Annotated in this window: 13 protein-coding genes; 8 read left to right on the forward strand and 5 right to left on the reverse strand. The window is 67.0% G+C overall.

Annotated elements, in window-relative coordinates; genetic code table 11:
* Positions 1–74: 74 nt before the first annotated feature.
* A complete protein-coding gene (locus F3J14_RS15630; RefSeq protein WP_166723765.1) occupies positions 75–1304 on the reverse strand; it encodes a dienelactone hydrolase family protein in 1230 nt (409 codons plus the stop codon).
* Positions 1305–1656: 352 nt separating this feature from the next.
* On the opposite strand from F3J14_RS15630, the gene F3J14_RS15635 reads away from it, so the two are divergent.
* Entirely contained in the window at positions 1657–2682 is a 1026-nt protein-coding gene (locus F3J14_RS15635; protein ID WP_166723766.1) for an AraC family transcriptional regulator, read from the forward strand.
* Positions 2683–2902: 220 nt separating this feature from the next.
* On the opposite strand, the gene F3J14_RS15640 is transcribed toward F3J14_RS15635, so the two are convergent.
* The 3 genes from F3J14_RS15640 to F3J14_RS15650 all read right to left on the reverse strand — a co-directional run bounded on the left by F3J14_RS15640 (position 2903) and on the right by F3J14_RS15650 (position 5404).
* Positions 2903–4012, reverse strand: coding sequence for an S-(hydroxymethyl)glutathione dehydrogenase/class III alcohol dehydrogenase (locus tag F3J14_RS15640; RefSeq protein WP_006753041.1), 1110 nt, complete (start codon positions 4010–4012; stop codon positions 2903–2905).
* 56 nt (positions 4013–4068) lie between these two features.
* Positions 4069–4344, reverse strand: coding sequence for a formaldehyde-responsive transcriptional repressor FrmR (frmR, locus tag F3J14_RS15645; RefSeq protein ID WP_006753040.1), 276 nt, complete (start codon positions 4342–4344; stop codon positions 4069–4071).
* 97 nt (positions 4345–4441) lie between these two features.
* Entirely contained in the window at positions 4442–5404 is a 963-nt protein-coding gene (locus F3J14_RS15650) for a LysR substrate-binding domain-containing protein (RefSeq protein WP_166723767.1), read from the reverse strand.
* A 155-nt stretch (positions 5405–5559) separates the two neighbouring features.
* On the opposite strand from F3J14_RS15650, the gene F3J14_RS15655 reads away from it, so the two are divergent.
* The 3 genes from F3J14_RS15655 to F3J14_RS15665 are packed head-to-tail and all read left to right on the forward strand — an operon-like array spanning position 5560 to position 8817.
* Entirely contained in the window at positions 5560–6729 is a 1170-nt protein-coding gene (locus F3J14_RS15655) for a M20 aminoacylase family protein (protein WP_166723768.1), read from the forward strand.
* A 53-nt stretch (positions 6730–6782) separates the two neighbouring features.
* Positions 6783–7577, forward strand: coding sequence for an ABC transporter substrate-binding protein (locus F3J14_RS15660; protein ID WP_166723769.1), 795 nt, complete (start codon positions 6783–6785; stop codon positions 7575–7577).
* Positions 7578–7632: 55 nt separating this feature from the next.
* Positions 7633–8817, forward strand: coding sequence for a porin (locus F3J14_RS15665; RefSeq protein WP_166723770.1), 1185 nt, complete (start codon positions 7633–7635; stop codon positions 8815–8817).
* 369 nt (positions 8818–9186) lie between these two features.
* Here F3J14_RS15665 and F3J14_RS15670 read toward each other — a convergent pair whose 3' ends face one another.
* Complete coding sequence (locus tag F3J14_RS15670; protein WP_166723771.1) at positions 9187–10200, reverse strand: LacI family DNA-binding transcriptional regulator; 1014 nt, start codon at positions 10198–10200, stop codon at positions 9187–9189.
* A 235-nt stretch (positions 10201–10435) separates the two neighbouring features.
* Here F3J14_RS15670 and ugpC point away from each other — a divergent pair, with 235 nt between their 5' ends.
* The 4 genes from ugpC to F3J14_RS15690 all read left to right on the forward strand — a co-directional run bounded on the left by ugpC (position 10436) and on the right by F3J14_RS15690 (position 14763).
* On the forward strand, positions 10436–11590 hold the full coding sequence (ugpC, locus tag F3J14_RS15675) for a sn-glycerol-3-phosphate ABC transporter ATP-binding protein UgpC (protein WP_166723772.1): 1155 nt from the start codon (positions 10436–10438) through the stop codon (positions 11588–11590).
* Positions 11591–11653: 63 nt separating this feature from the next.
* Positions 11654–12892, forward strand: a complete 1239-nt coding sequence (locus F3J14_RS15680) for an extracellular solute-binding protein (protein WP_166723773.1) — start codon at positions 11654–11656, stop codon at positions 12890–12892.
* A gap of 90 nt (positions 12893–12982) precedes the next feature.
* On the forward strand, positions 12983–13900 hold the full coding sequence (locus F3J14_RS15685) for a sugar ABC transporter permease (RefSeq protein WP_105832123.1): 918 nt from the start codon (positions 12983–12985) through the stop codon (positions 13898–13900).
* Positions 13901–13911: 11 nt separating this feature from the next.
* Positions 13912–14763, forward strand: a complete 852-nt coding sequence (locus F3J14_RS15690) for a carbohydrate ABC transporter permease (RefSeq protein ID WP_166723774.1) — start codon at positions 13912–13914, stop codon at positions 14761–14763.
* Positions 14764–14779: the final 16 nt, after the last annotated feature.

The raw sequence follows: 14779 nt of genomic DNA on the forward strand, positions 1-14779 counted from the left end.
CTCCTGGAATGGTTGAATCAAGGCGGCGCGCGCGTTCGGCGTGCCGCCTGCGCTTCCTGCCTATCCGCCGGCGCTCACGCGCTGTCGTGCCAGCGCCGCATCAGAGCGTTCGATGGCACGGTTTCGTCGAGCAGCTTGCGCGCCGTTTCGACACCGGCGACGGGCAGCCCGGCCGCGTCGAGCAGGCCGATCTGCACGAGCACGCTCGCCTGGTCCCAATAGATGTGTTCGTGATACAGCTTGTCGCCGCGGAACTTGACGATCGCGACGAGCGGAATCTCGACGCGCTTGCCGGTCGGCGCGACGCCGGGCAGCATCCAGTCGATCTCGGTCGTGTGCGTGAAGCAGAACAGCAGCTCGTCGACGATCTGGCTCGCGCCGATCGTGCGCGAGATCGGCGTGATCGTCGTGTCAGGCGGGTTCGCATGCACGAAGTGATGCGTGTAGAAGCGCTTGAGCTCGTCATGGCCGACGCCGCCCGTCAGTGTCGGGATATGGTTCACGTAGGGTTGGGCGACCATCGTGGCCATCGTCGCGTCGACGTTGCGCGTGTCGAACTCGTGCCGCAGATGTGCTTCCCACAGGGTAGACAGGTCGTAGTGCGGGCCGAGCGCCGCGCGGAACGCGGCGATCGCGCGCTGGTGCGCCATGACCGCGGCCGCCTTGTCGAAATGGTCGCCGCCGACGCGCGCGAACGCATGATCGACGCCCGGGTATACGTATACCTCGACGCCATCGCGCGCCGATAGCGCGGCGGCGATGCGCTGCTGCGCGTCGGGCGGGCAGAAGCGGTCCTGCGCGGCGATCTGCAGCACGAGCCGGCCGCGCAGGTGAGCGGCCTCGTCGAGCGCGTGCTCGATCCCCACGCCGTAATAGCTGACGGCGGCCGCGACGTCCGGCAGCCGGCACGCGGCGAGATACGCGAGCTTGCCGCCGAGGCAGTAGCCGAGCACACCGGCCCGCCCCGTGCATTCCGGCCGTTGCGTCAGCACGGCCAGCGCGGCGGCGACGTCCTCGACGCCCTTGTTTTCGTCGTACTCGCGGTACAGCGCCATCGCGCGCTCGGAGTCGGCCGCGGTGTAACCGAGTTCGATGCCGGGCGCCTGGCGCCAGAACAAGTCGGGCACGAGCACCGTGTAGCCTTCCTCGGCGTAATAATCGGCCACGTCGCGCATCGTCGCGTTCGCACCGAAGATCTCGTGACACAGCACGATGCCCGGCCCCGTGCCGCCGGCCGGCGTGCTCAGGTACGCGCGAAACGCCCCGCCGTCCGGCGACGGGATCTCGATGTGTCGTCCGTTCATGTGTCCCTCCAATTCGTTCGTGATTTTCATGGGCCCAGTATTGGCGGACGAAACGCGCGCTTCTATCCGCTTTCTTCGGCCGGTATCCACGGATTCCGGAAACCTGTGGATCGGCCCGCCGCGCCGGGCCGCAACGCGGTGCACTGCGGGTATGTGCGGATGCGGAAGTCCCGCACAGTTTTCTACGATGCGCGAACGGCCCGCTTCTTGCGTCATGGGCGCAGGGCTTGCGTAGTGTAACGACGCGGACTGTCCGGATACGCCGACGCTATCCGGCTCGTGCAGCGGGATTCCCCGGAATCGGGAGTGCGTGCACAGCGCAAGTGCGATCGGGCGCGACGGGAGAACTTCGATGGGGCAATTTTCAGGAACAGGCTGGCTGGGCGACGCCGCCTGTTTCAATCACGACACGCTGCTGCTGCAGTCGAACGATCTCGACGAGGTGCGTGCGCGCGTGGCGGACGTGTTCAAGCCGCATCGGCTCACGTTGACGGGCGATTCGCGCGCGCTGCACAGCTGCATGCACCATGCGCGCTGGGGCAACCTGTCGCTGAATCTGCTCGATTACGGCGGCGAGGTGTCGATCGAACCGGGGCCGCTCGAGCACTTCTATCTGCTGCAGATTCCGCTGCGCGGCGACGCCGAGATCGAATGCGGCACGACGCGTTTCGTGTCGTCACCCGACACCGCGTCGCTGCTGTCGCCGACGCTGGCGCTCAGGATGCGATGGGGCGAGGCGTGCCCGCAAGTGATCCTGCGTATCGAGCGCGAGGTGATGGAGCGGCATGCGCAGCGGCATTTCGGCGACGACCGGCGCGTGCCGGTGGAGTTCGAGCCGGAATTCAGGCTGTCGTCGCCGCAGGGCGCGTGCCTCGCGCAGATGCTGCCGATGCTCGCCGACGCGATCGCGACCGACGGGCATCCGCTGCGCCATCCGCTCGCGTTCGAGCAGCTCGAATCGACGCTGCTCAACCTGTTGCTGTACGGGCAGCCGAACAGCGCACGCAATGGCGCGCGCGTCGCGCCGGCGCCGCTCGCCCCGTTCTATGTGAGGCGCGTCGAGGAATACATCCGCACGCATGTCGACGAGCCGCTGACGATCGAACGGCTCGCCGAACTCGCGGGCGTGAGCCCGAGCACGCTGTTCGCGGGATTCCGCAATCGCCACGGCATCACGCCGATGGCGTTCGTGCGCCAGTTGCGGCTGCAACATGTGCGCGATGAACTGCTCGACGATGCGACACCGGGCCTCGCGTCGGTGACGGACGTCGCGCTGAAATGGGGCTTCGCGCATCTCGGGCGGTTCGCGATCGACTACAAGCGCGCGTTCGGGGAATCGCCGTCGGCCACGCTCCGGATGCGGCGCGTGCGGTGCTGACGGTCACAACGGCGGGGCGATCATCGCGATGATCACGCGCACGGCGCACGGCGCGCGTGCTCGTCGCGGGCCTGCGGGAGCAACTGTGTGACAGGCTGACGATCGTTGCCGGTCTGACAGAGGAGGGTGCGGAGAATGTGTCGCGCCGGCAAGCCTCGCGGCTTGCCGGCGGCGTCGCGCGAGGAGACCGGTTGCTGCGGCCGGATGCCTCGCGCGTGGTTCAGAAATGCACGACGGTCCGGATGGACTTGCCTTCGTGCATCAGGTCGAACGCTTCGTTGATGCCGGTGAGCGGCTTCGTGTGCGTGACGAACGGTGCCAGCTGGATCGTGCCGGCCATCGCTTCCTCGACCATGCCCGGCAGTTCGGAGCGGCCCTTCACGCCGCCGAATGCCGTGCCCAGCCAGCGGCGACCGGTGACGAGCTGGAACGGGCGCGTCGAGATTTCCTGGCCGGCGCCCGCGACGCCGATGACGACCGACTGGCCCCAGCCGCGGTGCGCGCATTCGAGCGCCGCGCGCATCACGTTGACGTTGCCGATGCACTCGAAGCTGTGGTCGACGCCCCAGCCGGTCATTCCGACGATCACCTGCTGGATCGGCTCCTGGTAGTCCTTCGGGTTCACGCAGTCGGTGGCGCCGAACACGCGGGCGAGGTCGAACTTGCCGGGGTTGGTGTCGATCGCGATGATGCGGCCGGCCTTCGCGAGCTTGGCCCCCTGGATCACCGCGAGACCGATGCCGCCGAGGCCGAACACGGCCACCGTATCGCCCGGCTGCACCTTCGCGGTGTTCTTCACCGCGCCGAGGCCGGTCGTGACGCCGCAGCCCAGCAGGCAGACCTGCTCGGGGTTCGCCTGCGGGTTGATCTTCGCGAGCGAGACTTCGGCGACGACGGTGTATTCGCTGAACGTCGAGCAGCCCATGTAGTGATAGATCGGCTGGCCGTTGTAGCTGAAACGCGTGGTGCCGTCGGGCATCACGCCCTTGCCCTGCGTGGCGCGCACCGACACGCACAGATTGGTCTTGCCGCTCTTGCAGAACAGGCACTCGCCGCATTCGGCGGTGTAGAGCGGAATCACATGGTCGCCGGGCTTGACGCTCGTCACGCCTTCACCGACTTCCACCACGATGCCGGCGCCTTCATGGCCCAGCACGGCGGGAAAGAGGCCTTCCGGATCGTCGCCCGACAGCGTGAAGGCGTCGGTGTGACAGACGCCCGTATGGGTGATCTTGACGAGCACTTCGCCCTTGCGGGGCGGTTCGACGTCGATTTCGACGATCTGCAGCGGCTTACCCGCCTCAAACGCAACAGCGGCACGTGATTTCATGGCAATCCTGTTTAAAAAATCATCGAATGGCTCGGACGTCGACGATCCCCAGTCGGTCAGCGCAGGTAGGACCGAACGAGGGTCACGATATCGTCGATCGATCCGGACGAGGGCCGCGGGGCGTCCGCGAGCTGGGTGAATTCCTCGCGCAAATGGCTTTCGAGCACGCCGGCCATCACGCCGTTGATCGCGCCGCGGATGGCAGCCAGTTGCTGGAGTATCGGACCACAGTCCGCTCCCTCCTCGAGCGCCTGCTCGAGCGCGTTCAGTTGCCCGCGCACACGGCGCACGCGGGTCAGGACGCGTTTCTTTTCTTCGGGGGAATGCGGCATGGGATCGTGGTTTCCGGATACTGGGGGGCAGTATAGAACATTGCCGCGCGGAGGTATACGGAATCGCTTGCTGCGGGCCGCAGCAGACTCCACACCGTCAGATCAACAGCGTCAGCGTGCGGAACAGCGCGAGATCCTCCTTCCGAGCCGACCGCGCATGCCGCCGGATCGTCTGCAGCAGGCAGTCGATGAAGCAGCGCGCGGCGTCGCTCAGCGTGCTGCTGCGACGCGTGACGATGCCGAGTTCGCTCGGCTCAAAGGTTTCCTTCAGCGACAGCACGCGCATCCGCTCGCCGAACGGCGGCACCGCCGCGAGGATGGCCGGGCACCACGTGCACATGCCGGCCTGTTCAAGCATCGTCTGCAGCATTGCGACCGACTGCGCGCGCACGATGCGCCGTTCGTCGATCTGCGCGCCGTGCCGCGTGAACAGGTAGTCGACGAGCGAGGCCTGGCCGTCGGCCGACGAATTCAGCACCCAGTCGCAATCGAGCAGGTCGTGCACCGACTTCGCGCGTTCGCGCGGATGGCCGGCGCGCACCATCACCGACGTGTCGTAGCGCAGCAGCGGCTCGAATGCGAATTCCTGCGCGCCGCTGCCGGGCTGCACGTGCCCGAGCGCGAAATCCATGCTGCCGTCGCGCAGCAGCGGTTGCGCGACGGCCATCAGCGCTTCGTACAGCTCGAGGCGCACGTCGGGCATCCGTTCGCGAAACCGCAGCACGGTTTCCGCGAGGAACGTCATCGTCAGCCACGGCGTCACGCCGACGCTCAGCCGCCCCTCGACGCGCCCGCGCATCCGCTCGAGATCGCTTTGCGCGTGCTCCAGTTGCTTGAGCACGAGCTTCGCGTGCGTGAGCAGGGTCTTCCCGTACTCGGTGAAGCCGATGCCTTCCGGCGCGCGCACCAGCAACGGCAGGCGCTCGCTGGCCTCCAGCTCGCGCAGCGCGCGCGTGACGGCCGCCTGTGACAGCCCGAGCGTGCGCGCTGCGCCGCGGATGCTGCCGGCCTCCGCGCTCGCGACGAGCGCCTGCAACTGATGCAGCTTGATCGTGCTCATGGTGGGGATGGTGCTCAGGGTGCGATACCCCGACAACGAAAGGTTGTCATCATAACGAAACTGCGGCTGTTCGCCGGTTTTTTCGCTGCCTACGATTTCGCCACGATCAGCCATTCCGGCGATCGGCAACCGGCACGCATCGAGGAGTATCAGGGTTGGATCGAGCACGCATTCTGCCTGAAATGGCGGCCATCGAGACCGAGATGATCGCGCTGCGCCACCGGCTGCATGCGCATCCGGAGCTCGGTTTCGAAGAAGAGGCGACGAGCGCGCTCGTCGCCGACTGCCTGACAACATGGGGTTATCGGGTCACGCGCGGCCTGGGCGGCACCGGCGTGGTCGGCACGCTCACACGCGGCGCCGGGAAGCGGCTCGGGCTGCGCGCGGACATGGACGCGCTGCCGATCCGCGAGACGACCGGGCTCCCGCATGCGAGCCGCCGCGACGGCGTGATGCACGCGTGCGGCCACGACGGGCATACGGCGATGCTGCTCGCGGCGGCCCGGTGTCTGGCCGAGCGCGGGCGCTTCAGCGGCACGCTGAACCTGATTTTCCAGCCGGCGGAGGAAGGGCTCGGCGGCGCGAAGCGGATGCTCGACGACGGGCTGTTCACGCAGTTCCCGTGCGATGCCGTATTCGCGATGCATAACGTGCCGGGGCTGCCGGCCGGCGTGCTCGGCTTCTGCGACGGCCCGGCGATGGCGTCGGCCGACGAGGTGCGCGTGCGGGTGATCGGGCGCGGCGGCCATGGCGCGGCGCCGCACACGACGATCGATCCGGTGGTCGTCTGCGCGTCAATCGTGATGGCGCTGCAGACGGTCGTGTCGCGTAACGTGAATCCGCAGGAACTGGCGATCGTCACGACCGGCTCGATTCACGCGGGCACCGCATCGAACGTGATTCCGCCGCATGCGGATCTCGAACTGAGCGTGCGTGCGCTGTCACCGGACGTGCGCGCGCTGCTGGAGCGGCGCATTCGCGCGATCGTGCACGGTCAGGCCGACAGCTACGGCGCGACGGCCGAGATCGACTATCGCTACGGCTATCCGGTGCTCGTCAATCACGCGGCGGAAACGGCGTTCGCCCGTGACGTGGCGCGCGAATGGGGCGGCGACGATGCGCTGATTCCGCATCTGCGGCCGATCGCGGCGAGCGAGGATTTCGCGTTCATGCTCGACGCGTGCCCGGGCAGCTACCTGTCGATCGGCAACGGCGACGGCGCGGCCGGCTGCGGGCTGCACAATCCGGGCTACGACTTCAACGACGCGTGCCTCGCGACCGGCGCGAGCTACTGGATCGCGCTCGCCGAGCGCTATCTCGCGTGACACGAACACACGGATTCGATTCATCTTCAACAACGCAAGCAAGGAGACGGGCAATGAAACAGTGGATGGCGGCGCTCGCGGTGGCGCTGACGGCGACGACGATGGCAGGGGCCGCGCAGGCGGGCGACTGGACGGGCAAGGAGATCCGCCTCGCGGTCGATCCGACCTACCCGCCGCTCGAATACAAGCGGCCCGACGGCACGCTGACCGGTTTCGGGATCGACATCACGAACGCGTTGTGCGCGGAGCTGCATGCGCGCTGCGTGTGGGTCGAGTCGAGTTTCGACGGGATGATTCCGGGGCTGCTCGCGCGCAAGTTCGACGTGATCGCATCTTCGATGACGATCACGCCGAAACGGATGCAGCAGATCGCGTTCACGAACCGGATCTCGAACGCGCCGGCGCGGCTGATCGCGCGCAAGGGTTCGCCGCTGCTGCCGACGGCCGCCTCGCTGAAGGGCAAGCGGGTCGGCGTCGAGCAGGGCTCCGCGCAGGCCGACTATGCGATCGCGAACTGGCAGCCGGCCGGCGTGCAGATCGAGTCGTACCAGAACCAGGACCAGGTGTACGCCGATCTCGTGACGGGGCGGCTCGACGCGGCGTTCCAGGCATCGATCGCGGCCAGCGACGGCTTCCTGAAGAAGCCGCAGGGCAAGGACTTCATGTTCGTCGGCGCGGCGATCGACGACGCGAAGTACTTCGGGCAGGGCGACGGCCTCGGGCTGCGCAAGCAGGACACCGACCTGCGCGAGGCGTTCAACCGCGCGCTCGCGACGATCCTGGCGAACGGCACGTATCAGAAAATCAACCAGAAGTACTTCGACTTCGACATTTACGGCACGAAGTAAGCCTGGCCGCACCTCGACGTGCGGCCTGGAATCAACATATCAATAAGGAAAACGAATGAACTGGAGATTGTTTTTCGTCGCGATGCCGGCGCTCTGTGCGGCGCCGGCCTTTGCCCAAAGTAGCGTCACGCTGTACGGGCTGATCGATGCCGGCATCGACTATACGAACAACGTCGGCGGCCACGGTGCGTGGCAGATGGCGAGCGGCTTCGCGCAGGGCAGCCGCTGGGGGCTGAAGGGCACCGAGGATCTCGGCGGCGGCTACAGCGCGCTGTTCCAGATCGAGAGCGGCTTCAACGTGAACAGCGGCACGCTCGCACAGGGCGGCCGCATGTTCGGGCGGCAGGCTTACGTCGGGCTCGGCAACACGCGCTTCGGCACGCTGACGCTCGGCCGGCAATATGACTCGGTCGTCGACTATCTCGCGCCGACGACCGCGAACGGCAGCTGGGGCGTCTATCCGTTCTCGCATCCGCTCGACAACGACAACACCGGCAACACGTTCCGCGTGAACAACACGGTCAAGTACGCGAGCCCGGATTTTGCCGGTTTCTCGTTCGGCGGCACGTACAGCTTCAGCAACGACACCGGGTTCGCGAACAACCGGCAGTGGAGCGTCGGTGCGCAGTACGAGCAGGGCGGCCTGCTCGTCGGCGCGGCATTCCTGAATGCGGACAATCCGGGCGCGACGGCCGGCGGTGCGATCGCGGGTTCGGGCTCGGTGGGTGCGGATGCGAACTTCGCGTCCGCGCGGCTGCGGATCTTCGGGGCCGGCATCAACTACACGGCAGGGCCCGCGACGCTCGGGTTCGCCTACACGAACAGCAACGTCACGCGGCCGACCGCGAACGTCGGCTACCTGTTCGGCGACGAGACGATCGAACCCGTCACGGGGCCGCTCGCGGGCGGCACGGTCACGGCGATCAAGTACCAGAACTTCGAAGTGAACGGCAAGTATCAGTTCACGCCGGCGTTCTTCGTGGGCGCGCAGTATGTGTATACGACCGTGCGCTACGACGCGACCACGGGCAGCGCGAAACCGAAGATCCATTCGATCGGGCTGATGGCCGACTACAACCTGTCGAAGCGCACCGACGTCTACCTGATGGGTGCGTACCAGCGGGTTGCCGGCGACGTGACCGGCTCGTCGCTCGATCAGGCGGTTATCCCCGGGGCGGCCGATCTGTCGTCGACGTCCACGCAACTGATGGTGCATGCGGGGATCCGTCACAAGTTCTGACCGGATCGGGCAGGAAGGGCGGCGGCGGGCCGGCGCCGCCCGCCTGCGAAATCGGTGAAACCTGCGAAGCGCGGACGGACCTGCCGCGCATCGTGTGCGCAAGCTTCAGCAGGTCCGCCCCGTCGCTTACGTCACCGTCCGCTTCTTCAGCGCGTCGAGCAAGGTCACGGCGTTCGGCACGGTCGGCTGGCGGCATGGATGGGCTATCGAATCGCGTCACGCGATGACCGGCATCCCGCCGAGCCGGATCGCTGCAACCTGTTCCCACGCATTTTTCATCTCGGGCAATTGGTTCATTCGACCGGAGCCGGATCAATACCCATACCCGCGCACGCGCACTCGACGACGCGGAAAAGCGCATACCGTGCGTCAATCCCTCGCCACCCCCGTCGATTCCCGCACCACGAGCTCCGGCGCACCGATCGTATGCACGGCCGCGGCCGGCTCGATTCCGTCGATCATGTCGAGCGTCAGCGCGATCGCCCGCGCGGCGATCTGCGACGTCGGGAACCGCACCGTCGTCAACGCAGGGCGGAACTGGTGGGCGAGCTGGATATCGGTCATGCCGACCACCGACAGATCGCCCGGCACGCGCAGGCCGAGATCGGCGGCCGCCTGCATCGCGCCGATCGCCATCAGGTCGTTGGTCGCGAACAGCGCGGTGAGTCCGGGCTTCGCGCGCAGCAGCGCGGCGGCCGCTTCGTAGCCGCCTTCGATCGAATCGTGCGCCGACACGGTCGTCAGCGCATCCGCCGGGTGGCCGCGTGCCGCGAGTTCGTCGGCGAAGCCGCGCAGCCGCACCGACTGCGGGCCGCCCGAGCCCTTGCCGACGAGCGCGCCGAACGCGCGATGCCGCAGCCCGGAAAGATGCGCGGCCGCGAGCGCGCCCGCCGCCGCGAAATCGACCGTCACGCACGGCAGCGTGCGCGACGCATGCACGTGCTCCCACATGCACAGCACGATCGATGCGCCGTGGCGCGCGATGTCGGCGAGTTCGGCTTCGGCGAGATCGGTGTTCATCACGATCGCGCCGGCCGCGAGCGTTCCCGCGATCCGCTCGAGGTAGTTGCGCGTGATCGCCGGATCGTCGTCGGTGTTGGACACGAGCAGGTAATGGCCGCGCTTGCGCGCCTCGCGCTCGGCAGCGAGCACGAACTCCGGATAGAACGGGTTCGTGATGTTCGACAGCATCAGCGCGAGCGTCGACGTGCGGCCTTCGGCGAGCGCCCGCGCGGTGAGATTCGGCCGATAGCCGAGTTCGCGGATCGCCGCCATCACGCGTTCGACGGTCGCCGGCTTCACCTTCTGCGGATTGCGCAACACGTTGGAAACGGTCGCCGCGGTGACGTTCGCGCGCCGCGCGACTTGCGCGAGCGTCACCATGCGCGACCCGCGGCCGGTCGGGCAACGCTACGCAACGGAAGTGAAGCGGGAGAGTGTCTGCTCATATTCTGGGAGTGCGTCCCACAAGTTGCACAGGGACAGCCGATACGCTAATTTCTCGACACATCAGAGGAAGGAGACGACATGGTACGGCGAACCGGGCGAATCGCGCCACCGAAATTTAAGCGTTTAAATTTTCCGATCCGATGCGTGTGACGGACGACAGGAGAGCGCGATGACCGCCATTTCATTGAAGGATGTCTCGAAGCGCTACGGCGACCATGCGCCGGTGCTGCGCGACGTCAACCTCGAGATCGCATCGCACGAGTTCTGCGTGTTTCTCGGTCCGTCGGGCTGCGGCAAATCCACGTTGTTGCGGATGATCGCCGGGCTCGAGGACGTGACCGAAGGCGAGCTGCGGATCGGCGGTGCGCGCATGAACGACACGCCGCCTGCCGAGCGCGGCGTCGCGATGGTGTTCCAGAGCTATGCGCTGTTTCCGCACATGACGGTGTTCGAGAACATCGGTTTCGGGCTGCGCATCGCCGGCACGCCGAAGGACGAGATCCGCCGACGCGTGACCGAGGCCGCGCGCGTGCTGCAGCTCGACGCACTGCTCGATCGCAAGCCGAAGGCGCTGTCGGGCGGGCAGCGGCAGCGCGTCGCGATCGGCCGTGCGATCGTGCGCGAGCCGCGCGTGTTCCTGTTCGACGAGCCGCTGTCGAATCTCGATGCGACGCTGCGCGGCCAGACACGCGTCGAGATCGCCCGCCTGCACGCGCGCTTCACGCAATCGAGCTCCATCTACGTGACGCACGACCAGATCGAGGCGATGACGCTGGCCGACCGGATCGTGCTGCTGCACGCGGGCGACGACGTCGCGCGCTTCGGCAGCATCGCGCAGGCCGGCGCGCCGCTCGAGCTGTATCACCGGCCGGCCAACCGCTTCGTCGCGGGCTTCATCGGCTCGCCGCGGATGAACTTCCTGCCGGCGGTCGTCGAGTCGGGCGATGCGCACGGCTGCCGGCTGCGCCTGGACGGCACCGGCGAAACGCTGACGCTGCGCGATCGCCCGTTGCCGCGTCATGTCGGCGGTGGCGCGCGCGTGACGCTCGGGATTCGTCCCGAGCATCTGACGCTCGCGGGGTCCGGCGATGCCGACCTGCCGGCGCTCGTGCGCGACATCGCGCTCGTCGAGCAACTGGGCGAAGCCGCGTACGTGCATCTCGATCAGCCCGGCGGCGTGCCGCTGCTCGCGAAACTGCCGGGCCAGGCTGCGTTGCGGCGCGGCGAGCGTCATGCGTTCAGCGTGCCGCCGTCGTGCTGCCACCTGTTCGACGAAGCCGGCATCGCATTGCCGGCCATCCACGCCGAAGCGGCGTTCGCATAGCGGCGCGGCGCCGATCCGCCGCGCGCGACGCGGCACCCATCACACCAATACCAGGAGACAACGATGAGACTTCGTGCGAGCCGACTGCTGCTTGCCCTGACGACTGCCGCGGCGTTCGCCGCGGGGATGGCCGACGCGGGCACGCTGAAGGTGAACGTCGCCGCGCGCGGCAACCAGCGCGCGACGTGGCAAGCGGTGTTCGACCAGTTCCACAAGGCGAATCCGGACATCGACCTGAAGGTCAGCTACGTCGGCGAGGAGGCGTACAAGGTGCAGATGTCCGGCTGGCTCGCGACCGATCCGCCCGACGTGCTGAGCTGGAACAACGGCGAGCGGCTCGCGTATTTCGCGAAGCGCGGGCTGATCGAGGACCTGAGCGCGGACTGGCAGAAGAACGGCTGGAACGACACGTATGCGGCCGTGAAGCAGTCGTCGACCTACGGCGGCAAGCTCTACAGTTTGCCGCTCGGCTATGACGCGTATGGGCTCTTCTACCGCAAGGACCTGTTCGAGAAGGCGGGCATTCACGGCGAGCCGGCGGACTGGACGCAGTTTCTCGATGCGTGCCGCAAGCTGAAGGCGGCCGGCATCGCGCCGATCGCGGTGGCCGCGCGCGACGCGTGGACGCTCGCCGCGTGGTTCGACTATCTCGATCTCCGGATCAACGGCTATGCATTCCACCAGAAGCTGATGGCCGGCGACGTCGCCTATACCGACCCGCGGGTGCGTGCCGTGTACGCGGCCTGGAAGAAGCTGATCGACGACAAGTATTTCATCGACAACGCGCTGTCCTACGACGTCGATTCGCTGAGCCCGCTGATCGTCAACGGCCAGGCCGCGATGACGCTGATGGGCACCTGGTATTCGGCGGGCCTGCTGAGCGCGACGCGCAACCCGATCAGCTTCTTCCGCTTCCCGGTGATCGACGCGTCGGTGCCGCTCGCGGAGGACGGTCCGGTGAACGTGCTGATCGTGCCGGCGAAGGCGCACAACAAGACGGATGCGCGTCGCCTGCTCGCGTTCATGGGGCAACCGGCGATCAGCGGCGAGTTCGCGAAGGGGATGGGCCAGCTGCCGTCGAACAACAAGGCGCCCGAGCCGCAGGACCCGATCTCGAAGATCGGCTTCCGCACGCTCGCGACGACGCCAGGCGGCATCGCGCAGTTCTACGACCGCGACATGACGAAGGAAATGGCGGACGAGGGGATGAAGGCGATGCAGCAGTTCCTGTCCGACCCGACGCAGCTCGATGCGATCCTGCAGCGCCTCGAGCAGACCCGCAAGCGCATCTACCGGAAGTAACGAGACACGCGGCCGGGCCGGCCACGCCGGTCCGGCGCCGCCTCGTCACGGTCACGTCCGTTTCGTCTCGTTTCGTCGAAGGTCACAACAATGTCAACCAGCCTGTCCGAAAGCGCCGCGCGCCGCGAAGCCGGCCACGAGCGGCATGCGCGCGCGTCGCTTGCGCGCCGGCGCAACCGCGCGGCGCTGCTGTTCGTGCTGCCGGGATTCGCGCTGTTCACCGTGTTCGTCTTGTATCCGATCGTCAGCAGCATCTGGCTGAGCTTCCATCACTGGGACGGGATGACGCCGATGACGTACGCGGGGCTCGACAATTATCGCGAGCTGCTGCAGTCCGATACGTTCTATGTCGCGCTGAAGAACAACGTGCTGTGGCTCGCGCTGTTTCTCGCCGCGCCGCCGCTCGGCCTCGCGCTCGCGCTGTACCTGAACCAGAACGTCTACGGGATCCGGCTCGTGAAGTCGCTGTTCTTCGCGCCGTTCGTGTTGCCGGGCGTTGTCGTCGGCCTGGTGTTCTCGTGGTTCTACGACCCGACGTTCGGGCTGCTGAAGCTGATCGTCGGGCACGGAATCCCGGTGCTCGGCGATCCGCGCTATGCGACCTACGGCGTGATCGTCGCCGCGCTGTGGCCGCAGATTCCGTTCTGCATGATCCTGTACCTGACCGGGCTCACCGGCATCAACGGCGAGATCGTGGAAGCGGCCCGGATGGAAGGCGCGCGCGGCTTCACGCTGCTGTGGCACGTGATCCTGCCGCAGTTGCGGCCCGCGACCTTCATGGCGGTGGTGCTGACTGTGATCGGCGCGCTGCGCAGCTTCGACCTGATCTCCGTGATGACGGGCGGCGGCCCGTTCGACAGCTCGACCGTGCTCGCGTACTTCATGGTCGACCAGGCGATCAAGTACTACCGCGAAGGCTATTCGGCCGCGATCGCGGTCGTGCTGTTCGCGATCATGCTCGTCTATATCGTGTGGCAGCTGCGCAAGCTGGTGCGCGTCGAATCATAAGGATTACAAACATGTATCCGATGCCCATATCCCGCTGGGGACGTCCCGCCCGCTTGCTGTACCGGCTGTCGCTGCCGTGCGCGCTCGCGCTGTGGCTCGTGCCGCTGCTCGCGGTGCTCGTCACGTCGATCCGCTCGACCGACGAGATCATGGCCGGCCATTACTGGGACTGGCCGAAGCAGTTCGCGCTGGTCGAGAACTACGGCACGGCGCTCACGCAGACGCCGATGCTGCATTACTTCGCGAACAGCATCCTGATCACGGTGCCGTCGGTCGCCGCGTCGATCCTGCTCGCGTCGCTCGCCGGGCACGCGCTCGCGAACTACCGGTTCCGCGGCAATCTCGTGCTGCTCGGGCTGTTCGTCGCAGGCAATTTCGTGCCGATCCAGATCCTGATGATCCCGGTGCGGCAGATCATGCTCGGCGTCGGCCTGTACAACACCGTATGGGCGCTGGTGCTGTTCCATACCGCGTTCCAGACGGGCTTCTGCACACTGTTCCTGCGCAACTTCATCCGCGAGCTGCCGTTCGAGCTGATCGAGGCCGCGCGCGTCGAAGGCGCGTCGGAGTGGGCGATCTACTGGCGCGTCGTGCTGCCGCTCGTGCGGCCGGCGCTCGCGGCGCTCGCGATCCTCGTGTTCACGTTCGTGTGGAACGACTACTTCTGGGCACTGTGCCTCACGCAAGGCGACGACGCGGCGCCGATCACCGTCGGCGTCGCCGCGCTCAAGGGGCAGTGGACGACCGCCTGGAACATCGTGTCGGCCGGCTCGGTGCTCGCCGCGCTGCCGTCGGTGCTGATGTTCTTCGCGATGCAGAAGCACTTCGTCGCGGGGCTCACGTTCGGCGCGACGAAAGGCTGATGGCCTCCCTCCTTCC

The organism is Burkholderia sp. Tr-862 (assembly GCF_011753085.1).
GTDB classification, from domain to species: Bacteria; Pseudomonadota; Gammaproteobacteria; order Burkholderiales; family Burkholderiaceae; genus Burkholderia; species Burkholderia ambifaria.